Origin of the sequence: Hymenobacter aranciens, from assembly GCF_030580865.1 — a bacterium.
GTDB classification, from domain to species: domain Bacteria; phylum Bacteroidota; class Bacteroidia; order Cytophagales; family Hymenobacteraceae; genus Hymenobacter; species Hymenobacter aranciens.
Genome location: NZ_JAUQSY010000001.1, coordinates 458,846 through 480,074, shown reverse-complemented (window position 1 = coordinate 480,074; position 21,229 = coordinate 458,846). Strand labels below are relative to the sequence as shown.

General features: G+C 61.7%; 18 protein-coding genes. 13 read left to right on the top strand and 5 right to left on the bottom strand.

What is annotated here, in order from left to right:
* Window positions 1-60: 60 nt before the first annotated feature.
* From Q5H93_RS01700 to Q5H93_RS01680, 5 genes are all read left to right on the top strand, one after another.
* Window positions 61-993 (top strand): homoserine kinase, encoded by a 933-nt coding sequence (locus tag Q5H93_RS01700; RefSeq protein WP_305004741.1) that lies wholly within the window; start codon window positions 61-63, stop codon window positions 991-993.
* Between the two features lie 120 nt (window positions 994-1,113).
* Complete coding sequence (gene thrC, locus Q5H93_RS01695; RefSeq protein ID WP_305004740.1) at window positions 1,114-2,421, top strand: threonine synthase; 1,308 nt, start codon at window positions 1,114-1,116, stop codon at window positions 2,419-2,421.
* An 81-nt stretch (window positions 2,422-2,502) separates the two neighbouring features.
* Window positions 2,503-3,933, top strand: a complete 1,431-nt coding sequence (locus Q5H93_RS01690; protein ID WP_305004739.1) for a WGR domain-containing protein — start codon at window positions 2,503-2,505, stop codon at window positions 3,931-3,933.
* Complete coding sequence (locus Q5H93_RS01685) at window positions 3,926-4,570, top strand: c-type heme family protein (RefSeq protein WP_305004738.1); 645 nt, start codon at window positions 3,926-3,928, stop codon at window positions 4,568-4,570. The genes Q5H93_RS01690 and Q5H93_RS01685 overlap by 8 nt, the downstream gene beginning before the upstream one ends.
* Window positions 4,571-4,633: 63 nt before the next feature.
* Window positions 4,634-5,911, top strand: a complete 1,278-nt coding sequence (locus tag Q5H93_RS01680; protein WP_305004737.1) for an NAD(P)/FAD-dependent oxidoreductase — start codon at window positions 4,634-4,636, stop codon at window positions 5,909-5,911.
* A gap of 82 nt (window positions 5,912-5,993) precedes the next feature.
* On the opposite strand, the gene Q5H93_RS01675 is transcribed toward Q5H93_RS01680, so the two are convergent.
* The 5 genes from Q5H93_RS01675 to Q5H93_RS01655 all read right to left on the bottom strand — a co-directional run bounded on the left by Q5H93_RS01675 (window position 5,994) and on the right by Q5H93_RS01655 (window position 12,486).
* Entirely contained in the window at window positions 5,994-7,400 is a 1,407-nt protein-coding gene (locus tag Q5H93_RS01675) for an MFS transporter (RefSeq protein WP_305004736.1), read from the bottom strand.
* 105 nt (window positions 7,401-7,505) lie between these two features.
* Window positions 7,506-9,323, bottom strand: coding sequence for an alpha-amylase family protein (locus tag Q5H93_RS01670; protein WP_305004735.1), 1,818 nt, complete (start codon window positions 9,321-9,323; stop codon window positions 7,506-7,508).
* A gap of 28 nt (window positions 9,324-9,351) precedes the next feature.
* A complete protein-coding gene (locus Q5H93_RS01665) occupies window positions 9,352-10,059 on the bottom strand; it encodes an SDR family oxidoreductase (RefSeq protein ID WP_305004734.1) in 708 nt (235 codons plus the stop codon).
* Between the two features lie 66 nt (window positions 10,060-10,125).
* Window positions 10,126-10,503, bottom strand: a complete 378-nt coding sequence (locus tag Q5H93_RS01660) for a GxxExxY protein (RefSeq protein WP_305004733.1) — start codon at window positions 10,501-10,503, stop codon at window positions 10,126-10,128.
* Between the two features lie 78 nt (window positions 10,504-10,581).
* Entirely contained in the window at window positions 10,582-12,486 is a 1,905-nt protein-coding gene (locus tag Q5H93_RS01655) for a glycoside hydrolase family 13 protein (protein ID WP_305004732.1), read from the bottom strand.
* Between the two features lie 335 nt (window positions 12,487-12,821).
* Here Q5H93_RS01655 and glgP point away from each other — a divergent pair, with 335 nt between their 5' ends.
* The 8 genes from glgP (at window position 12,822) to Q5H93_RS01615 (ending at window position 21,228) form a co-directional block, all read left to right on the top strand.
* Window positions 12,822-14,474: an alpha-glucan family phosphorylase gene (gene glgP / locus Q5H93_RS01650; protein WP_305004731.1), complete on the top strand. Its 1,653-nt coding sequence runs from the start codon at window positions 12,822-12,824 to the stop codon at window positions 14,472-14,474.
* A gap of 191 nt (window positions 14,475-14,665) precedes the next feature.
* On the top strand, window positions 14,666-15,328 hold the full coding sequence (locus tag Q5H93_RS01645) for an SOS response-associated peptidase (RefSeq protein ID WP_305004730.1): 663 nt from the start codon (window positions 14,666-14,668) through the stop codon (window positions 15,326-15,328).
* A 75-nt stretch (window positions 15,329-15,403) separates the two neighbouring features.
* Window positions 15,404-15,781, top strand: coding sequence for a hypothetical protein (locus Q5H93_RS01640; RefSeq protein ID WP_305004729.1), 378 nt, complete (start codon window positions 15,404-15,406; stop codon window positions 15,779-15,781).
* 185 nt (window positions 15,782-15,966) lie between these two features.
* Complete coding sequence (locus Q5H93_RS01635) at window positions 15,967-17,178, top strand: TraB/GumN family protein (protein ID WP_305004728.1); 1,212 nt, start codon at window positions 15,967-15,969, stop codon at window positions 17,176-17,178.
* Window positions 17,179-17,208: 30 nt separating this feature from the next.
* Window positions 17,209-17,616 (top strand): BlaI/MecI/CopY family transcriptional regulator, encoded by a 408-nt coding sequence (locus Q5H93_RS01630; protein ID WP_305004727.1) that lies wholly within the window; start codon window positions 17,209-17,211, stop codon window positions 17,614-17,616.
* Complete coding sequence (locus Q5H93_RS01625; protein ID WP_305004726.1) at window positions 17,594-18,994, top strand: M56 family metallopeptidase; 1,401 nt, start codon at window positions 17,594-17,596, stop codon at window positions 18,992-18,994. Before Q5H93_RS01630 ends, Q5H93_RS01625 begins: the two co-directional genes overlap by 23 nt.
* Window positions 18,995-19,324: 330 nt before the next feature.
* Window positions 19,325-19,810 (top strand): energy transducer TonB, encoded by a 486-nt coding sequence (locus Q5H93_RS01620; RefSeq protein WP_305004725.1) that lies wholly within the window; start codon window positions 19,325-19,327, stop codon window positions 19,808-19,810.
* A 65-nt stretch (window positions 19,811-19,875) separates the two neighbouring features.
* A complete protein-coding gene (locus Q5H93_RS01615; protein WP_305004724.1) occupies window positions 19,876-21,228 on the top strand; it encodes a lysophospholipid acyltransferase family protein in 1,353 nt (450 codons plus the stop codon).
* Window position 21,229 lies beyond the last annotated feature (1 nt).

Sequence of the window (21,229 nt, the reverse complement as noted above, 5' to 3'; positions counted from 1 at the left end):
GTGCATCGTTAAAAATTGTTTCGCCTTGAAACGCGGACTACAAAGTCCGCGCTACTGCTAATGCTAGATTCTGTTCTCGTTCACGCCCCCGCCACCATTGCCAACCTCGGCTGCGGCTTCGATGTGCTGGGCCTGGCCCTCACCGCGCCGTATGACGTGGTGCGCGTCAGCCGCTCGGCCACGCCGGGCGTGCAGATTCGCCACCTCGACCACTACAAACTGCCTACCGACCCGGCCCGCAACGTGGCCGGCGGGGCGCTGCTCACGCTGCTTAGGCACGCGCCCGCCGGCACCGGCTTTGCGGTGGAAATAACCAAAGGCATCATGCCGGGCAGCGGCGTGGGCAGCAGCGCGGCCAGCGCCGCCGGCGCGGTGGTGGGCGCCAATGCCTTGCTCGGCAATATGTTTACCCCGATGCAGCTAGTGGATTTTGCGATGGACGGCGAAGCCGTAGCCTCCGGCGCCCGCCACGCCGACAACATCGCGCCCGCCATCTACGGCGGCTTCACGCTGGTGCGCTCGGTGGCGCCGACGCTGGATGTAGTGCCCTTGGCCGCCCCGCCGCTGTGGGTGACGGTGGTGCATCCGCAAATCGAAGTAAAAACCGCCGACGCCCGCAAGGTGCTGCCCACCAGCGTTCCGCTAAACCGCGCTGTGCGCCAGTGGGCCAACGTGGGTGGGCTGGTAGCGGGCTTTCTGACTGCAGATTACGAGCTGATTGGCCGCTCGTTGGAAGACTACATTGTGGAGCCGGCCCGGCAGCCGCTCATTCCCGGCCTGGCCGAGGCGCGGCGGCAGGCGCTGGCGGCCGGGGCACTGGGCGGTGGCATTTCGGGTTCGGGGCCGTCGGTGTTTATGCTGAATGTGACGGAAGTCACGGCGCAGGAAGTGGGTGCAGCGATGGGCCGGGTGTTTGCGGCGCTGGGGATTGATTTTCGGGTGTACGTGGGCCCAATTGCAACGCAAGGGGCGCGGGTGGTTGAGGAATTTTAAAAGAACGAAGACAAAAAGAACTGTCATGCTGAGCGGAGCGAAGCATCCTCTCGCGTTTGAACGATTTCCGGCTGGCGCGAGAGGATGCTTCGCTCCGCTCAGCATGACAGACATTAAGCAATGAACTACTACAGCCTGAAAGGCAACTCCCCCACCGTCGATTTCCAGACTGCTGCCATCACCGGCCAGGCGCCCGACGGCGGCCTGTATTTTCCCGAAACCATCCCGCAGTTCTCAGTTGATTTCCGGCATACTTTCCGGCAAATGAGCAAGGTTGAGCTGGCCGTGGAAGTGATGCGGCCCTACGTGGGCGAGAGCATTCCCGACGACCACCTGCGCCGCATCTGTGCCGATGCCATTGGCTTTGAGTTTCCGCTGGTGCCGGTGGCCGATGGCATTGCGGCGCTGGAGCTTTTTCATGGGCCGACGCTGGCTTTCAAGGATGTAGGCGCCCGGTTTATGAGCCGCTGCCTGGGCTACTTCGCCCGGCAGGGCAATACGCCGCCCGTGACGGTGCTGGTGGCCACCTCCGGCGATACCGGCGGAGCGGTGGCCAGCGGCTTCCTGGGCGTGGAGGGCGTGGAGGTGGTGATTCTCTACCCCTCGGGCAAAGTGAGCCCGGTGCAGGAACAGCAGCTTACCACGCTGGGCCAGAACATTACGGCACTGGAAATCAGTGGCACCTTCGACGACTGCCAGGCGCTGGTGAAGCAGGCATTTCAGGATAAGCAGCTGACGGAGCGGTTGTTTCTGACTTCGGCCAACTCCATCAACGTGGCGCGCTGGCTGCCGCAGCAACTGTACTACTGCCTAGCGCTGCAACAATGGTCGGCCGAAGCCGCGCCGCCCGTGGTGGCCGTGCCCAGCGGCAACTTCGGCAACCTCTGCGCCGGGCTGCTGGCGCGGGCCTCAGGGCTGCCGGTGGGCCATTTCATCGCCGCCTGCAATGCCAACGACCCGGTGCCGAGCTACTTCCGCAGCGGGCAGTACGCGGCCCAAACGGCCGTGCCTACTATCTCCAACGCCATGGACGTGGGCAACCCCAGTAATTTTGTGAGGATTCTGGAGCTGTTTAATAACGATTTCAGCCGCCTGCAAACCGCGCTGAGTGCCGACACGGTGAGCGACAATGGTACCCGCGCCACCATCGGCCAAGTGTGGCAGGAGCACCACTACCTGCTCGACCCGCACGGCGCGGTGGCGTACACGGCTTTGCGGCGCTACCTCGACCAGCATCCAGCCGAAAAAGGCTTTTTCCTGGCCACGGCGCACCCGGTGAAATTCCCCGATGTGGTGGAGGAAATCACCGGCCAGCCGGTGCCGCTGCCGGAGGCCGTGCGCTACTTGCAGGGCCGCAAGAAGCAAGCGGTGCCGCTGGCGGTTGACTACGCGGCGCTGCAGGATTTTCTGCTGCAGCGGAGCCGCTAAACCGGCACGAAATGGGCGGGACGCTTACCTTCGGGGCGGCTTTGCGTAAGGGCTGTTTGTCTCACCCATTCGTTCCCCGATATGTCGACTTATTACCTCGAGTTTTCCGAAGACGAAGCCACCGGCACCTCTCATAAGTTCTACGAAGCCAAGGTGGAAGGCGCGGCGGTAACGCTCAGCTACGGCCGCATCGGCACGCTGGGCACCAGCAGCACCCAGCAGTGCAGCTCGCCCGAGGAGGCCGAGAAGCTGGCCCAGAAGAAGATAGACGAGAAAAAGCGCAAGGGCTACCAGGAAGCCGTGAAGGGCGTGCGCCAGAAGCGCACCATCACGCGGCGCGGCGGCGAAAGCCGACCCTCGACGGCCAAGCGCACCGCCCCGACCATCTGGCGCTTCGAGACGGGCTCGTCGGCCTTCGGGGTGTTTGTGAACGAGCAGGGCTGCTGGGTGGGCAACCAGGACGGCCGCGTGTACCGCCTGAGCCACGACGCCGAGGTGCAGATGCAGTACCAGCTGAGCGAGGGCGTGAAGTGCATGGTGTCGGACGGCGAGTGGATGTACGTGGGCTGCGACGACGGTAACGTGTACAACATCACTGGCAAAACCCCGCGCCTGGCGTACGAAATCAACCCCAGCATCGACATTTTCTGGCTCGACATTGCCAACGGTTTGCTGGCCGTGTCGGACGCCGGCGGCCGCCTCACCACCGTCAACTACGAAGATGAGGAGCAGTGGGCCGTGGACACCGGCGGCGACTCGGCCTGGATGGTGCGCTGCGACCCGGTCGGCCGCATTTTCTACGGCGACTCGCAGGGCGTGCGCTGCTACTACGGCTGGGAAAAGGAGACGCTGGTGTGGCAGCAAACCACTAGCTACGTGCTGTTTGGCTGGCTCGACGGCGGCAATGCCTACGCGGGCACCGGCTCGGGGCAGGTGCTGAAATTCGGCCAGGACGGCCAGAAGCTCCAGACATATAAGGCCGACAGCTCGGTGCTGTCCTGCGCCACCTCGCCAGGCGGGCACTACGTTTTTGCGGCCGACAGCTCCTCCACGGTGTACTGCTTCGGCGAAGACGGGCAGCGGCTGTGGAAACTAGCCACTGGCTGCGGCTCCGCGCTTTCGATGCAATACTTCCAGGAGAAGCTGTACCTGGTGACCACCAGCGGCACCTTCGCCTGCCTCGACGTGAGCGAGGCCGCTATTGCCCAGGCCGAGCAGGGCCAGGCAACGCCTGCCCAGGTTATCAAAGCCCCCAACGGCGCGGTAACGGAGGTACGTAGCGACCTGCTGGAAGCCGCCCCGGCCAATGCCACGGGCGTGCTGCTGCGCTGCGTGCGCGAGCACGGCAAGCTGCGCATCAAGGTGGCCCAGGCGGGCTACCACGACTGGCACGTGCAGTTCCCCAAAAACCTGCGCCAGGATGGCCAGCTGTACATGGTGGACCGCATCGAGCCCGCCGCGCAGGGCGACTTTTACCGCGTGCTGGGCAACATCTACGCCGTCAATGAATAAAACAATCAGTTATTTACCTGGCCGACTCGCCAGCTTCACAACGGGCCTGCTCCTGCTGGCCGCCTGCCGCCCCGACCAGGTCGAGCACCTCAAGGACAGCAAGCGCATCGGCATCGAAACGGCCAACTGGGAGGTGAAGCGCATCATGCCCGCCGACCTGCTGCGCGCCGCCCGCTGGGCCGGTGACTCCCTCACCGCCACCGCCGACACGCTGCTGCGCCGCACCCTGGCCCGCGAGCTGGCGGCCGGCGGCGTGGCGCGGGCGGCGGCCTTCTGCCGGCCCGAGCAATTCCCGCTGGTTGATTCGCTGGCGCGGGTGATGCAGGCTACAGCCAGCCGCCGCGCTCTGCCCGCCGCCCCGGCCGACACGGCGCGTCAGGCGAGCCGCCCCAGCAATGAACAGTTCGTCTATGAGCGCAGCATCACGCTGAATAATAGTCTTTGTCTACACTGCCACGGCAGCAGCTTGGCGACGACTGATGCCGCTTTTTTGCAGAAAAACTACCCTGGCCGAGTGCCAACGGGTTACGCATTGGGGCAAACCATTGGCCGCTGGCAACTCAGTTTCAGGCGCCCCGGCGTGGCGGAGTTTTACACGATGAAGACGCGCAAGAAGTGGAAGCCGCATAAATTCTAACTTCTGCGTTTCCTCCGCGTAACCCTCTGCGTCCTCTGCGGTGCAAACACACTGCCTTCTCTCATGGCTGAAAATCCTATTATTATCATCGGCGCGGGCCTGGCTGGCCTCGCCTGTGCCAACTGGCTGCACCGCGCCGGCCGCTCCGTGCTGGTGCTCGAAGCCAAGGACGCCGTGGGCGGCCGCGTGCGCACCGACGTGGTCGACGGCTTCCGCCTCGACCGCGGCTTTCAGGTGCTGCTCACCGATTATCCCGAAGCCCGGCGCATGTTCGACTACGGCGCGCTGGATTTGAAGAACTTCCGCTCCGGGGCCGTCATCCGCCTGGCCAATGGTCAGGAAACCACCATCGAAAACCCTTTGCAGCGCAAGCTGGCCATGGCCGGGGCGCTACGCTCTCCCATTGGCGACCTACCTGATAAGCTGCGTATTCTGAGCCTGGCGCGACACGTGCAGCAGCACACGCCCGAGGCTCTGCTGGCCCGCCCCGCCACCGATACGCTGAGCTTCCTGCGCCGCTACGGCTGGAGCGAGCACATTATCAACTCGTTCTTTCGCCCATTTTTCGGCGGCGTGTTTCTGGACCGCAGCTTGAGCACGGCCAGCAATTTCTTCGAGTTCGTGTTTCAGCAGTTCGTGAAGGGCGAGGCCGCTATCCCGGCGCTGGGCATGCAGCAATTGCCCGAGCAGCTAGCCGCCCGCCTGCCCAAAGGCAGTATCCGGCTCAATACCCGGGTGGAAACCGTGGAAGGCAATCTGATACGCCTGGCCGGCGGCGAAACGCTCACGGCCAGTGCCGTCGTGCTGGCCGTGGATGGCTCAGTACCAGCCGCTCTGGTGCTTGGTCTGGAGCTGCCCGAGGCCGGGCGCATTGCCGGCTCCCGCCGAACCACCTGCACGTATTTTGCCACCGAAGGCCCCAGTCCCGGCAAGGGCGACCAATTGCTGCGGCTCAATTCCATTCCCAGCAGCCTGGCGCACAACGTGGCCTTCCCCTCCGACGTGAGCAGCGCCTACGCGCCCACCGGGCAGTCGCTCATCTCGGTGAGTACGCACGGGGATTATGACCTGAGCGAAGACGAACTCACCGAGCGGCTGCGCTCGGAGCTGACGGCGTGGTTTGGTCCGCAGGTGAAGGAATGGCGGCACCTGCGCACGTATAAAAGCGAGCTAATGAACGCACTGCCCGAATACCTGGCCGGTGCGCCCGTGCAGCAGCCGCTGATGCTGGCCGAAGGGCTCTACCGCTGCGGCGACTGGGCCAGCTACCCGTCGTCGAATGCGGCGCTGGGCACGGGGCGGCAGGTGGCGGAGATGCTGCTAGAAAAACTTCCCGCGTAGGTTGTTTCGAGGGAAGCTGACGTAAAAGAAAGGCCACCCTGATGGGTGGCCTTTCTTTATGCATACTGAAATGACCTTAGCGCTAGAGCTGCGGATTGGCCGGGGCCAGGTCGTCGTAGCCAGGGCGGTCGGCCGTCGCATCGTCCGTCAGCCGCACCTCGTCAGAATCGTGCACTAAGAGCGTCAGGAAGCCCGACAAAATCATCGATGCGCCGCCCAGCATGAGGGTGTACACACTTTGCCCACCGAAAACGTGCGTCGTGAAGTAGCCCAGAATCAACCCGGCTACCACCTGCGGAATAACGATAAAGAAGTTGAACACGCCCATGTAGTAGCCCATCTTGTTGGCAGGCAACGCGCCGGCCAGCATCGCGTAGGGCACCGACAGAATAGAAGCCCAGGCAAAGCCCACGCCCACCATCGACACCAGCAGCAGATTGGGATTCTGAATAAAGTAGATGGAAATGAGCCCCAGTCCGCCCACTACCAGGCACAGCAAGTGCGTGACGCGGCGGCTGGTAGCCCGGGCAATGACGGGCAGAATAAGCGCCGCCAGCGCCGATACGCCGTTGTATACGGCAAAGCAGATGCCCACCCAGTCGGCGCCCTCATTGTAGAGCTTCGAGGTGGCATCGGTGGTGTGGTAGATGTGGCTGGTGATGGCCGGCGTGGCATAAATCCACATCGAAAACAGCGCCAGCCAGGAGAAGAACTGTACTACGGCCAGTTGGCGCATCGTTTTGGGCATGTGGAGGATACCGGCAAACGACTCACGCACGCCATTCATGAAGCCCGCGCTACGCTGCTTTTCAGCCTCAAACTCGGCCAGGTCGTGGGGCGGATACTCGCGGGTGCGTAGCACCGTCCACAGCACGGCTCCGAAGAACGCCACGCCGCCCAGATAGAAAGAATACCGCACCGAGGGCGGAATCTCGCCCGCCGGGGCCGTATTGGCAATGCCAAACCAGTTGGTGAACATCCACGGCAGCGACGAGGCCACCACGGCCCCCACCCCAATAAAAAACGTTTGCGCCGCGAAGCCGGTCGTGCGCTGCTCCGAGGGCAGCAGGTCGCCGACCAGCGCCCGGAATGGCTCCATCGAAATATTGATGCTGGAGTCCATTATCCAGAGCATGCCCACGGCCATCCACAGGGCTGTCACGTTGGGCATTACCAGCAGTGCCAGCGAAGCCAGCACCGCCCCAATCAGGAAAAACGGCCGCCGCCGTCCCCAGCGCGGGCTCCAGGTGCGGTCCGACAAATAGCCGATGACGGGCTGCACCAGCAGCCCCGTCAGCGGCGCCGCCAGCCAGTAGAGCGCGATTTCGGTGCCGCCCAGCGTTTCAAAAATGCGGCTGACGTTGGCATTCTGGAGGGCAAAGCCGAACTGAATGCCCAGAAAGCCGAAGCTCATGTTCCAGATTTGCCAGAAGCTCAGGCGGGGCTTCTGCTGGGTGTCGGTGCTGGGTGCCGCTGCGACGGAGGCCATATAAAACGGGTGGGATAATGATAAAAAAGAAAGCTGCGCCGCTACTCGAAATCGATTGCGACGCAGCCTCCAAACTTACGAAGTAAGCGGCGCTTTACCGCCAGCTTATTTTGCTTTGAGCTCAAAAACGTGGGCTGACAGCGGCTCCAGCTTCACGTATAAGTCGTTGCGCGGCGTGCCGTTGTTGAGCAGGTCGGTATAGGTGTAGAACTTTTTGGGGTTGAGCCCCATGGCCGTCAGCGCCTCGGCCGGAATGTTGAGCGTGGGCCGGTAGGTTTTGTCGGCGCTGAAGTTTACCACGATGAGCAGCTGCTGCTTGCCGGTGTAGCGCAGGAAGGTATAGAGGTGACGCTGGTTGTACTCCTTGCCGAGGTTGTTGGCGTCCTGCAACTCGTAGAACTTACCCTGCCGGATGGCGTCGCTGGTGGCGCTGAGGTTAAGCAAGCGGCTGTAAAAATCGCGCAAATCCTGCTGGGCCGGGCTTAGCTTGGCACCGTCGAACTTGCCCTGGTTCATCCATTTCTGGTGCTCGGGCACGCCCCAGTAGTCGAAAATCGAGCTGCGGCCGTCTTCGCTGCTGAAGCCTTCGGCGCCGTGGGCGGGCTCGCCCACCTCCTGCCCGAAGTAGAGCATGATGGGTCCGCTGGCCAGGGTGGCCGTCACGGTCATGGCCGGAATGGCGCGCTGCGGGTCGCCGGCAAACTGCTTGGAGGCAATGCGTTGCTCGTCGTGGTTTTCCAGGAAGCGCAGCATGTGCGAGGAGAAGCCGCGGCTTTCTTCTTTCCAGACGTGGGTGATGTCGTCGGTGGTGCCGCTGCCGGTCATGAGGCGACGCAGGCCGTCGTAGAGGCCCACTTTGTCATACAGGTAGTCGAAGTGGCCCTGCTCGATGTACATCTTGTAGGTTTTGGCGTCGTAGGCCTCGCCGATGAAGACGATGTCCGGCTTCACCTTTTTCACTTCGGGAATCACCCAGGCCCAGAACTCGACGGGCACCATCTCGGCCATGTCGCAGCGGAAGCCATCCACGTTTTTCGCCGCCCAGAATAGCAGGATATCGCGCATTTTCAGCCAGGTGTCGGGCACCGGCGTGAAGTGTGGGGCGCGGTTGTCCTGGTAGTCCACCCCGTAGTTCAGCTTCACCGTCTCAAACCAGTCGTCGATGCTCGGCGCGGCCTTAAACACGTCGTTGCCGGTGGCTTTGGCGGGGTTTTCGGCGTATTTGCCGTCCTCACGCGGGCCTTTGAAACCACCCAAAGGATTATAGCCGGCCGGCACCACGAAGGGCTGCCCGGGGATATAATAGAAGTTGTTATTGGGCGCGAAGGCCTTGGTTTTGTCGTCCTTAGCCCCCAAATCGACCACGCCAACCGGCTTGGCATCCGACTTATACGAGCGTGCTACATGGTTGGGAATGAAGTCCATGAGCACCTTCAGGCCGTGGGTGTGGGTGCGCTGGATGAGGGCTTCATACTCGGCCATGCGGTTTTTCACGTTCACGGCCAGGTCGGGGGCCACGTCGTAGTAGTCGCGGATGGCGTAGGGCGAGCCCGCCCGGCCCTTCACCACGTCGGCATCGTCGGCGGGCATGCCGCTGCTGGTGTAGTCCGTCATGCTGGCGTGCTCGATGACGCCGGTGTACCACACGTGGCTCACGCCCAGCTTCTTGATTTCGTCCAGCGCCGTATCGGTGATGTCGTTGAACTTGCCGCAGCCGTTTTCGGTGATGCTACCGTAGGGCTTGTTCAAAGCAACCTTATTGCCGAATAGACGCGTCATCATCTGGTAGATAATGAGCTTGTTGTCCTGCGGAACTTCGTTGGTCGTGTTGGGGTCGGCAGCAGTTTTTTGAGCCACAGGCGGGGTGTGCGGGGTGGAAGCGGCCAGCGTGAGCAGGCTGGCGGCCAGCAGCAGTTTTTTCATGGGAACGCAAGTTACGCATTCACCGCCGCTACCACTCCTGCGTCACGGGGTGCAGCATCAGTTCATCCACCACCACGTGAGCCGGGGCTTCGAGCACGTAGCGTACCGCCTGGGCAATGTCGGCGGGGCGCATGTGGGTTTTCTCGGCCTCGGCTCCACCGGGCTTCGAGTCGTCGAAGTAAGTGTCGACCAGGCCGGGATATATCACGCTCACTTTCACGCCGTGGGGGCGCACTTCCTTGCGCAGGCTGCCGAGCAGGGCGTCCTGGGCAAACTTGCTGGCGCCGTAGATGGTGCCGTGGGCGAAGGTGCGCTTGCTCACGTCGGAGGCAATGCCCACGATGTGGCCTTTTCTCTCCTGTTTGAAGTGCGGCACGGCAACCTTGCAGAGTAGGAAAGTGCCTTTCACGTTGGTGTCGAAAATCCGGTCCCACTCCTCGACGGCGTAGTTTTCGAGCTCGTTGAAGGAGCCTACGCCGGCGTTGCAGATGAGGATGTCGAGGCGGCCGTAGTAGCGCAGGGTTTCTTCGACTATGTGCTGGGCGTCGGCCTCGTCGCACACATCGGCTACGATGCTCAGGCCCTGCGTTTTCTGGGTCAGGTCGGTGAGTTCGGCTTCGGAGCGGGACACAGCCACTACTTTGGCGCCTTGTAGCGCTAATAATAAGGCGGTGGCGCGGCCGATGCCCCGGCTGGCCCCGGTGACGATGGCTACTTGGTTGGTTAGGTCGGTCATGGTTTTCTTGGGGCCTTTTGCTGCCTCCCGCAGAGGGCGCAGTGTTTGCGCAGAGGACGCAGATTCTTATAGCCCGTTCACTTTGCGGTAAATACCTTCTTTAATTGAGGGAACTTTGAAGTTAATCAGCAGTCCCAGCTTGTGACCGGTGAGCTTGAGGTAGGTGAGCAGCTGTTTATGATGAACTTCCAGAATATTTTCTACCGACTTCAACTCGACAATCACTTTATTCTCAACCAGCATATCGAGTCGATAGGCGTTGTTAAGCACCAGACCATCATAAACAACCGGCAGACTTACCTGGGTTTTCACATCCAAGCCTGTCTTTTTCAGTTCATGCACCATTAGCGTTTCATAAACTGACTCCAGCATTCCAGGTCCCAGCGTGGAATGAATCTCAAACGCCGCTTTGCGAATGAGGTACGAAATATCGTTCTCGTGCATATAGCTTCTGCGTCCTCTGCGTACACACTGCGCCCTTTGCGGGAGGCGACGAGAGAACCTCAAAAGCAAATAACACAATTATTTCCGCAACTCCACCACCCAGGCCGTACGCCCCGGCACCTTCACCGATTTCAAATCCGAAACTACCGCGCCGGTCATCACATCCACCCCTGAGGAGAACCCACGCAGCCGCTCCGCAAAGCGCGCCATGTCCACGGTTTTCTCATCCTTACCCGAATTCATCATCACCATCACCGTACCAGTTTCATCATACCGGAAGTAGGTGTACACGCCATCCTGCGGGATGAAGTGCATGAGCTTGCCGGCGTGCACCACCGGGTGGGTTTTGCGGTAGTTGGCCAGCTTGCTCACGAAGTCGAAGGCCTCGGCGCGGGCCCCGTTGCGAGTAGTGAAGAAGTTCTCCTTGTCGCCCGCCCAGCCGCCGGGGAAGTCCTCACGCACCTTGCCGTCTGGGTTCGAAAAGTTCTTCATCAGCACCTCGGTGCCGTAGTACAGCTGCGGAATGCCACGGTACGTCAGCAGCCAGGCAATGCCCATCTTGTATTTCGCTAAATCTTCACCGATAACGGAATAGAAGCGGCTCACGTCGTGGTTATCGAGGAACAGGACGTTGCGCATGGGGTCCTGGTAGAGCCAGTCGGCCTGCGCGGTGTAGTAGATTTTGTTGATGCCCTCGGTCCAGCCCGCGTCCTTGGTCAGCGCCTCGTTGATGGCGTACTGCATCTGGAAGTCCGTCACGCCCGGCAGGTTCGATTTGAAGCCATCAACGGGCGGCAGGATGTTCTTGGCGAAATAGGCCTGCTGGGCTGTGCCCTGCACCCAGGTTTCGCCAAACATGCTCAGCGACGGGTATTGCGCCGCCATCGCCTCGCCAAACTGCATCAGGAATTTCGGTGCCGAATACGAGTAAGTATCAATGCGGTAGGCATCAAGCCCGGTGTACTCCACCCACCACAGGAAGTTCTGAATGATATACGTCGCCACCAGCGGGTTGTCCTGGTTCACGTCGGGCATCGTGGTATCGAACCAGCCGCGGTTGAACTGGTTGAAATCGTACTCCGAGCCGTGCGGGTCGTTGAAGGCCGCGTCGCGGAAATTGCTGCGGAAGAACGTCGGAAACTGGTGAAACCAGTCCTTGGCCGGCTGGTCCAGAAACAGGTAGTGCCGGCTGCCCCAGTGGTTGAGCACGATATCCTGCACGATTTTCAGGCCCTGGCCGTGGGCGCTTTTCACGTACTGCGCATACTCCTCGTTCGAGCCGTAGCGCGGGTCAGTGCGGTAGCAGTCGGTCACGGCATAACCGTGGTAGCTGGCCTTGGGCATGTCATTCTCCACCAGCGGGGCCGACCAAATGGCGGTGGCACCCAGTTGCTTGATGTAGTCGAAGTGGTTGGCAATGCCCCGAAGGTCGCCGCCGTGGCGGGCATACATCGAGTCGCGCGCCACACGGCTCACCTGCGTGCCTTTTATCACGTCGTTCTTGGGGTCGCCGTTCGAGAACCGGTCGGGCATGACGAAGTAAATCATGTCCGCCGTCGTCAGGCCCTGCACGCGGCCGGCCTCGGTGCCGCGGGCGCGCAGCTCGTAGCTGAAGGTTTGCTTTTTGGCGCCGCCGAAGGTGAATTTCAGCTGGCCCGGCTTGGCGCTGGGGCTGATGGTGAGGTTCAGCACTAGATAGTTGGGGCTTTCGAGCTTCTGCTGGCCGTCGAGCGTGACCCCGGGGTAGGCGGCCAGCGCGGCCGTGCTGCCGGCAATGCCGGGCGCGTGGATAAGCACCTGTAATTTAGGATTAACCATACCCACCCACCAGAATAGCGGGTCGGCGCGCAGGCCGGGGGCGGCTTTGGCGTTGGCTTTCTCAACGGCGGGGCTGATGCCCAGGCCGGACTGGGCCACGGCGGACGAGCTGGCTAGCAGGCTGGCCAGCGCCAGCACGGCTGGCAGGAACGAGCGTTTTTTCATCGAAGCAATACAGATTGCGGGTAGCGGGCGGGAATGCCAGCCCCAAAGTAACGGCCGGGCCTGCGTTTGGACCTTGCGCCGGGTCGAAATAGCATTTTTTTCGGAGTCCAGCGGCGAGCTTCCACAAACGATTTAAATGCTACGGGAGCCGCGTTTTTCGCCCTTCCAAGGGCTCCAGACTTATTTTCCAAGCTCATTTCGGGGCGCCAGTTTAGCGGAAAAGTTACGACCTTGCAGGCCAAACCGCTATGGCTGAATTGTAAAATCCGGTCATTCCCGCACCTTTTCACAAGTCCCTTTACCCCACCGCGCCGTTTCCCCAAGCGCCTTTTTACATGGCTTTTACCTTTAAACCCTACACGCCGTCGCCCAAGTACAAGACGGCCGCCGCCTACTTCTCGATGGAGTTTGCCATCGACCAATCGCTGAAAACCTACTCGGGCGGCCTCGGCTTCCTGGCGGGCTCGCACATGCGTTCGGCCTACGAGCTGAAGCAGAACCTCATCGGCATCGGTATGCTGTGGAGCTTCGGCTACTACGACCAAGGCCGCAACGAGGACCAGACCATGCGCGCCGACTTCCGCCGCAAGTCCTACTCCTTCCTCGAAGACACGGGCATCATCTTCCCGGTCACCATTCACGGCGCCGAAGTGCAGGTGAAAGCGATGTACCTGGCCCCCGAAGTGTTCGGTACCGTGCCGATGTTCTTCCTGACCACCGACATCGCCGAAAACGACTACATCTCGCGCACCATTTCGCACCATCTGTACGACTCGGATAACGCGGCCCGCGTGGCGCAGTCCATCGTGCTGGGCGTGGGCGGCGGCAAGCTGCTCGACATTCTGAACCGCCAGACCGAGGTGTACCACCTCAACGAGGGCCACGGCCTGCCGCTGGCTTTCTTCCTCTACGAAAAGCACGGCCGCAGCCTCGAAGAAGTGCAGAAGCGCCTGGTATTCACCACCCACACGCCCGAGCTGGCCGGCAACGAGGAACGCCCGATGAAGCTGCTCACCGAAATGACGTTCTTCGGCGGCATGACCGACGAAGAAGTGCGCAGCACCGCCCGCCTCGGCACCGGCGACTCGCTGAACTACACGCTCACGGCTCTGCGCTTTGCCCGCAAAGCCAACGGCGTGAGCAAGGTACACGGTATCGTGTCGAACGACATGTGGGGGCACAACGAGGGCATCTGCCCCATCATCGCCATCACCAACTCGCAAAACGGCCTCTACTGGCACGATGCGCAACTGCTGGCAGCCTTCAAAGCCAAAAACGACGAGGCCCTGCTGGCCCGCAAGAAGGAGTTGAAGCAGGAACTGTTCAAAATCGTGGCCGACCAAACCGGCAACCTCTTCGACCCCAACGTGATTACTATCGTGTGGGCCCGTCGTTTTGCCGCCTATAAGCGGGCCGATTTGATTCTGCGCGACTTCGAGCGTTTCGTGGAAATTGCCACTAATAGCAAGCACCCAGTGCAGGTCATCTGGGCGGGCAAACCCTACCCGCTCGACTACGGCGCCATCAACATCTTCAACAGCCTCATCCAGCGCACCAAAAACCTGCCCAACTGCGCCGTGCTGACCGGCTATGAGCTGGGCCTGAGCGCCGCCATGAAAAAGGGTTCCGACATCTGGCTGAACACGCCCATTTACCCCCGCGAGGCCAGCGGCACCAGCGGCATGACCGCCGCCATGAACGGCTCGGTGAACCTGAGCATTGCCGACGGCTGGATTCCGGAGTTCATCCGCCCCGGCGAAAACGGCTTTATCATCCCCCACGTAGCCGAAGGTACACCCGACGGCCAGCGCGACGACCAGGAAGCCACCGCCATCCTCGACGTGCTGGAGCAGCAGGTGCTGCCGATGTACTACGACCAGCCCAAAAACTTCCTCAAAGTGGTGAAAGCCGGCATGAAGGACGTGGAGCCGGAGTTCGAGAGCGGCCGCATGGCCAAGGAATATTACGAGCAGTTGTATAAAATCTGAACCACGGATTGACCCGGATTTTTCGGATTCCACGGATTTTGTGGACGATTATTCATCCCATCTGCAGAGTAATTGTTTAGCTTATCAATTAGCGAGAGAAGCCGCCCAGCCCGGGCGGCTTTTTTTATGCTCAATCGTCCACAAAATCCGCGAAATCCGTTTAATCCGAAAAATCCGTGGTTCAGACAATTATGTGTGGTCGTTATACTGTCGTCACGCCCGCCTCGGGCTTAGCCAAGCGCTTCAATGCCAAGGAACCCGCCGAAGCGAAGCCGAATTTCAACGCCGCGCCTTCGCAGGCGCTGCCCATCATTACCAACGCCGCGCCCGGGCAAATTCAGCTCGTGAGCTGGGGTCTGATACCGTCCTGGAGCCGCGACCCCGCCACTGGCCCCAAGCCCATCAACGCCCGCGCCGAAACACTGGCCGAGAAGCCCAGCTTCCGGCAGCTGCTGGCGCGGCGGCGCTGCCTGGTGCTGGCCGATAGTTTTTATGAGTGGCAGGCCACGCCGGCCGGCAAAGTGCCCCACCGCATTCTGCTGAAAGACGAGCAGCCATTCGCCTTTGCCGGCCTCTGGGATGAATGGCTGGACCGTAGCACCGGTGAGCTGCACCCCACCTTCACCATCATCACCACCGAACCCAACGCGCTGATGGCGAAACTACACAACCGCATGCCCGTCATCCTGCCCGACCGTGCCGCCGAGCAGGCCTGGCTGGCCGACGACCTCTCCCCCACCGCCCACCAGCAGCTACTCGTGCCCTACGATGCCGCCGCCATGCGCGAATACGCAGTGAGCAAGCTGGTAAACTCGCCCGCCAACAACAACCCGGAGGTGTTAACGGCCGCCTAAGTTCTGCGTCCTCTGCGCCACCCTCTGCGTCCTCTGCGGTGAAAGTCGTCCGAAACTTTCGCTTACTTTGGCCTCATGAACCTGCGCAACCCTTGGCTCCTGCTGCCCCTGACGTTTCTGCTTGCTTCGGCGGTGCAGCTATTCCTGCCGTGGTGGAGCCTGGCGGTAGTGTGCTATGTAGTTGGATTTGCTGTCGCGCGCTTCGCTGGCCAGGCATTCCGAATCGGCTTTGGCGGGGCGGCCCTGAGCTGGCTGCTGCCCGCCGCGTGGCTCAATATGCGCAACGACGGCCTGCTGGCGCACCGCGTGGCGCAGCTGTTGCCGCTGGGTGGCTCGGCCGTAGCGCTGGTATTGGTGACGGCCGTGGTGGCGGGGCTGGTGGGCGGCTGGGCCGCGCTGGCGGGCGCCTATTTGCGGGCTACTACCTGGCCGCTGCCCGAACGCAGCCGGTAAAGCACTTCAGAAGCGGACACATCTATTTTTGAAAAATATTTCCCCCTTTAAAGCACTGCAATCATAACTGTTACGCATAATCGGGTTTTTATTTCTAAAAACTTAGTTCGTTAACTAAAATTTTAGTTTTACGTTTGCCAGAGTCATCCCCCTGTTGCTTCCTTCAGGCCATACTCTCTGCTTTCATGAAACGACTTGCTGCTTGCCTCGGCCTGGCCTCAACAGGGCTGTTGCTGGCCCTGACGGCGCCCCCTACCAACCCTTTCCTGCTGGCTTCCCAGGCGATGGGCGACCTGAAAGGGCGCGCCAATTACGTTCTGCCAGTAGTGCGCCTGCGCCAGCTACGGGTCAGTTACGCCGCGGCCGGGCCCGCCGAATGGGGTAACTATCTACAGGCCCTCAGCAACTACGAGACGCTGGTGGGAGAAACCGACAGCGCCGCCTACCGGTGGCAACAGCTCGGGGTACCGCCGCTGGCACCCATTACCGGGACGCCGCTGGTGGTGCAGCCGGCCGCTTCGGCCATCCTGGCGCGCACCAGCACCCAGCAGATGGTGCTGTTTAATGAGGCCCACACCCAGCCCAAAGGCCGGCAGCTGGTAAGCAGTCTGTTGCCGGCGCTGTACCGTCAGGGCTTTCGCTACCTGGCGCTGGAAGCGCTGGCAGCCGAGGATACTGCCCACCTACGGCAACGGGGTTTTCCAACGCTTGCCTCAGGCTACTATGTAGCCGAGCCGCACATGGCCAACCTGGTGCGCGAGGCGCAGAAGCTGGGTTTCCGGCTGGTGGCGTACGACGCAATGAGCAGCAGCCGGGAACACGACCAGGCCCGCAATCTGTGGACGGCCACGCTGCAACGGCAGCCCCGGGCGCGGGTGCTCGTGCTGGCTGGCCACGCTCATATCAACGAGCGGCCCGATACCGAATTTAAGAGCATGGCGCAGTGGCTGCGCGAGTTAAGCGGTATCGACCCGCTTACCATCAATCAGACTGACCTTGACCAGGCCGCCATCAGCCAGCTGGCGCCGGCTACGGGCGCCTGGGTGGTCAGCGATGCCCGCTGGCAGCCGCAGAAGGCTCCGATGCTCAACGATGTGTACGTTATCAACCACCTCTCTCTACGCGACGGCAAGGCGTTTGCCGCCGCCAGCCAAACTATCAGCCGCTTGACTATTCCGGCTGATAGTCTGGCTCCTGGAGCCGCCTACGCCTTGCTGGTGTATCGGCAAGCGGAAGCCCAGGCGGTGCCCAATCCGGTACCGGTGGCTACGCAATGGCTACCAGCCGGAGTCAGCACCTCCATTCAACTAACGCTGCAGCCCGGCCGCTACGTGGCTGAAGTTCATGACGAACATGGCAAATGCTGTTGGCGCCAACAATTGGTGATTAAGCAGTAAGCTCAACGATAAAACAACCTTATACTCAATATGTCGAACCCATCTTTCCCCGAGCTCACCCGTGCCGAAGAGCAGGTGATGCAGGTGCTCTGGCGCCTCGGCCCTTCCTTCGTGAAGGACGTGCTGGCCGAGTTGCCGGCCCCGCAGCCGGCCTACACCACGGTGTCCACCATCATCCGTATTCTGGAGCAGAAGGGCTTTGCCGGGCACGAGGCCTTTGGGCGCACGCACCGCTATTTCGCGCTGGTGGCGCAGGACGATTACCGCCGCTTCTCGCTGCGCAAGCTGCTGGGCGGGCACTTCGGCAATTCCTTCGGCCGCCTGCTCTCTTTCTTCGCTCAGGAAGAAAACCTCGACGCCGCCCAGCTTGACGAGCTGCTGCACCACGCCAAACAGGACCTCAACGCGCCCGAACATGACGACGCTCCCGCTGCTTAACTGGATGCTGGCCAGCACCGTGTTGCTCGGCCTGCTGTGGCTGCCCTACCGGCTGGCTCTGCGCTCGGAGCGGTTTTTCGCGTTCAACCGGGCCTACCTGGTGCTGGCGCCGCTGCTGGCGGCGGGGCTACCGCTACTGCCCGCTTCATTCTGGCCCAGCGAGGCGCTGGTCCCACTGGCGGCATCGCCGGCCAGCGTGTGGCTGCCGACGCTGCAGTTGTCGGCCCCGGCCAATCACAGCTTCGATTTAACCTTTTGGCTGCTGGTCGCAATTTATACCAGCGGCGTAGCCTGGGGCTTAGTCCGACTCGGCCGGCACCTGTGGCAGCTAGCCCGCCTCACGCGCCGCCTGCCACGCACCACTCACGCCAATTACACGCTGGTGCATACCGCCGGCCAATGCCCCGTCAGCTCCTTCGGGCGCTGGGTGTACTGGCAGGAAGCGGCGGGCACGCCCACGTCCGAAAACGCCCTACTCCGCCATGAGCTGGCCCACGTAAGTCGCCGGCACACGACTGACCGCCTGTTATTTGGTGGGCTAAAATCAGCACTGTGGTTCAATCCATTCGTGTATCTCTTCGGCCGGGCGCTGGAAATGACGCACGAGTTTCAGGCCGATGCTGATGCCGCTGCCCCGCTGGCCAGCCGCCACCCTGCGGGCCCTTCCTACGCGCAATTGCTGGCCCGCTACGCGGCGGCGCAGCTCGGCGCGCTGCCCGTCCCAGGGGTGGCCTTTCCCCTTACGCATTCCTTCACCCACTCACCCATTTTAACCCGTTTAGCCATGTTGAAAAACTCCTTGCCCGTGCGCCGCTGGAAGCAGGCGCTGGTGCTGCCGGCCCTCGCGGCCGTGCTCGTTGCCACTGCCTGCGAACGGCAGCTAGTGGCTCCTACCACTGCCCCGGTCGTCGCTTCTGCCGAGGCCATGCAGCTGCTACCGCCCCCGCCGCCCATGGTCGCTCCGCCCAATGCCAACCCCGTCGAAACCGCTGAACAGCAGCCGGAATATCCCGGTGGCATGGGCCAGCTCGTGGCCGACCTCAACGCCGCCATCAAGTACCCGGCCGAGGCCAAAGCCGAGAAGCTGCAGGGCCGCCTGTTCATCAGCTTCACGGTGGGCGCCGATGGCCGGATGTACGATGCCGCCCTCAAGAAAGGCCTGACTCCGAGCTACAACATAAGCCTGCCCGACGGCAGCCAGACCAGCGTGGAGGTGAGAAACACTCAGCCGTCTCCCGCGCAGGCGCCCGCCGCCCGCGCCCTCGAAACCGAGGCCCTGCGCGCCCTGCAAAGCCTCACTAAGCAGTGGCAGCCCGGCCGCACCGCCGGCAAGCCGGTGGCCGTGAGCCTCATTCTACCCGTGCAATTTGCTTTGTAAATCCTTCATTGGGTGAGGGAAAGAAGGCCCGGCCATAGCGTCGGGCTTTCGTGCGAGCGGCGGTATCAAGCCTGTTTCTATGAGTTGACCAGCTTAATTAACACTATGATAAAATTCTAAAACCATTTTTATCTGCTCTTTTTTCAGACATCAGCAATTTATTTGCGATAATTTCGCCGGGGACTTATCACATTCCTGCAAGTTTCATAACCAGCGACAATTTTATTTTCTACTTCAACAACCAATAGTGTATTTATAGCCGTAAGTTTGGCGGCGTAATTCTACGGCGGCAGGTAGCGGTCAGCGCGTTTCGTTCTACACGTATTGGTTATGAAGCAACTCTTGTACTCTTCTCCGGCCCGGATGCGGCTATCGGGCCTGCTGCTGTTGGTTTTGTTGGTTTTCTCGACGCGGGTTGCCCGGGCCCAGGAAAATGCTGATGCCCAGCACCTGCTCGATAAAAACCTGGAAACCGCATTAGAGTTGCCCGAGCAGATGCCCGAGTATCCGGGCGGCTTCAACAAGCTGCTCGATGACCTGGAAGGCACCCTGAAAGCCCCCGCCAAAGGCCAGCCCGTGCACGATGCCGGCTGCTGGATGCTCCGCTTCACGGTGGGCACCGATGGCGTGGTACGGGCCACCAGCGTGAGCCCCAGCCCTAATAACCGTTTGTCAGCCAACTCGCCCGAGGGCAAGCTGGCCAGCCAGGCGCTGTGGGTGGCGGTGCGCGAGGTAGTACCCGCTCCCTGGAAGCCCGGCATGCACGGCGGCAAACCCGTGGCGGTGAATATCGTACTGCCGGTGGTGCTGCGGTAGGAGCCTGCGAGCGGCCGACTGGCGCGCCAAGCCCTACATTTAGCACGTCTAACCTGTTCGGGCCTATGCTTTTTTACACCGTCATGAAGCCCCTGGTGCAGGTGGCACTGCGCATCTTTTTCCGGCGGGTGGAGGTGCGGCACCGCGAGCGGCTGCACCTGCCCGGCCCGCTGCTCATCGCCGCCAACCACCCTAACACGCTGATGGACCCGCTGTTGGCGGCCGTCAACCGGCGCCAGCCCATTGCGTTTCTGGCCAAGAGCACCTTTTTCAAAAACCCCATTCTCGGGGCCATTATGAAGTCGGGTAACTCGATTCCCATCTACCGCGCCCAGGATGCGGGCACGGGCGGGACGTCTTCGGCCCAGCAGCGCGCCGCGCAGAACGAGGCCACTTTCGGCCGCTGCTTCGATTACCTGGGCAAGGGCGGCACAGTGATGATTTTTCCGGAAGGTACCAGCGTGAGCGAGCGCAAGCTCCGGCCGCTCAAAACCGGCGTGGCCCGCATTGCGCTGGGCGCCGAGGCGCGCAATGGCTTTAAGCTTGGCCTGCAAATCGTCCCGCTGGCTATCAACTATTTCGACCCGCAACGCTTTCGCTCCGATGTGTTGCTGAACCCGGCCCCGCCCATAGTGGTGGCCCATTACGCCGAAGCCTACGCCCAGGACCCCGAGGCCACCGTCGATGCCCTCACCGAAACCATCCGGCAGGCCCTGGAGCAGCGCCTCGTTATCAGCCGCGACGCGGCCGACGACGCGCTGGTGCAGCAGGTGGAGCGCACCTTTGGCGACCACCTCAACCCCGACGACGACCCCAACACGCTCTACGACAACTTCCACCTCAGCCGCACGCTGTTTCAGGCCCTGGCCTGGATTGAGCAGCACTTCCCCGAGCGGCTGGCCGCTGCCCGCGTGCAATTTGAGGAATACCAGGCCTCCCTGCAGCGCCACCGCCTCGGCGACGCTGCGCTCGACGACCAGCGCCGCGGCACCATCGGCGGCCTGCTGAATCTGATTCTGGGCACGCCGCTGTGGCTTTATGGTGTCATTAACAATTACCTGCCTTACATTTTGCCCTCGCTGGTAGCCAAGCGCGCCACCAAAGAAGCTGAATTCGTGGCGCCTATCATGCTGGTAGTGGGCATGATTACTTTCCCGCTGGCCTACGCGCTGCAAACCATTGCCGTGCATCACTGGCTGACGCACAACGGCTGGCTGACGGCACTGTACGCGCTGAGCCTGCCCATCAGCGGCTTCTATGCCCTGGGCTACTGGGAGTCGCTGGCCGGGCGCCTGCGCCGCCTGCGGGCGGCCAACCTGTTCCGTCGCCAGCCCGCCGTGGGGCAGGAGCTGCTACGGCAGCGGGCCGCCGTGGTGGCGCTGTTGGAAGAAGCCCGGACGGCTTACCTAAGCAAATAAT

Excerpts from the sequence above, each read along its gene's own strand:
- Q5H93_RS01700 (WP_305004741.1), top strand. The coding sequence starts at position 61 with ATGCTAGATTCTGTTCTCGTTCACGCCCCCGCCACCATTGCCAACCTC.
- thrC (WP_305004740.1), top strand. The coding sequence starts at position 1,114 with ATGAACTACTACAGCCTGAAAGGCAACTCCCCCACCGTCGATTTCCAG.
- Q5H93_RS01690 (WP_305004739.1), top strand. The coding sequence starts at position 2,503 with ATGTCGACTTATTACCTCGAGTTTTCCGAAGACGAAGCCACCGGCACC.
- Q5H93_RS01685 (WP_305004738.1), top strand. The coding sequence starts at position 3,926 with ATGAATAAAACAATCAGTTATTTACCTGGCCGACTCGCCAGCTTCACA.
- Q5H93_RS01680 (WP_305004737.1), top strand. The coding sequence starts at position 4,634 with ATGGCTGAAAATCCTATTATTATCATCGGCGCGGGCCTGGCTGGCCTC.
- Q5H93_RS01675 (WP_305004736.1), bottom strand. The coding sequence starts at position 7,400 with ATGGCCTCCGTCGCAGCGGCACCCAGCACCGACACCCAGCAGAAGCCC.
- Q5H93_RS01670 (WP_305004735.1), bottom strand. The coding sequence starts at position 9,323 with ATGAAAAAACTGCTGCTGGCCGCCAGCCTGCTCACGCTGGCCGCTTCC.
- Q5H93_RS01665 (WP_305004734.1), bottom strand. The coding sequence starts at position 10,059 with ATGACCGACCTAACCAACCAAGTAGCCATCGTCACCGGGGCCAGCCGG.
- Q5H93_RS01660 (WP_305004733.1), bottom strand. The coding sequence starts at position 10,503 with ATGCACGAGAACGATATTTCGTACCTCATTCGCAAAGCGGCGTTTGAG.
- Q5H93_RS01655 (WP_305004732.1), bottom strand. The coding sequence starts at position 12,486 with ATGAAAAAACGCTCGTTCCTGCCAGCCGTGCTGGCGCTGGCCAGCCTG.
- glgP (WP_305004731.1), top strand. The coding sequence starts at position 12,822 with ATGGCTTTTACCTTTAAACCCTACACGCCGTCGCCCAAGTACAAGACG.
- Q5H93_RS01645 (WP_305004730.1), top strand. The coding sequence starts at position 14,666 with ATGTGTGGTCGTTATACTGTCGTCACGCCCGCCTCGGGCTTAGCCAAG.
- Q5H93_RS01640 (WP_305004729.1), top strand. The coding sequence starts at position 15,404 with ATGAACCTGCGCAACCCTTGGCTCCTGCTGCCCCTGACGTTTCTGCTT.
- Q5H93_RS01635 (WP_305004728.1), top strand. The coding sequence starts at position 15,967 with ATGAAACGACTTGCTGCTTGCCTCGGCCTGGCCTCAACAGGGCTGTTG.
- Q5H93_RS01630 (WP_305004727.1), top strand. The coding sequence starts at position 17,209 with ATGTCGAACCCATCTTTCCCCGAGCTCACCCGTGCCGAAGAGCAGGTG.
- Q5H93_RS01625 (WP_305004726.1), top strand. The coding sequence starts at position 17,594 with ATGACGACGCTCCCGCTGCTTAACTGGATGCTGGCCAGCACCGTGTTG.
- Q5H93_RS01620 (WP_305004725.1), top strand. The coding sequence starts at position 19,325 with ATGAAGCAACTCTTGTACTCTTCTCCGGCCCGGATGCGGCTATCGGGC.
- Q5H93_RS01615 (WP_305004724.1), top strand. The coding sequence starts at position 19,876 with ATGCTTTTTTACACCGTCATGAAGCCCCTGGTGCAGGTGGCACTGCGC.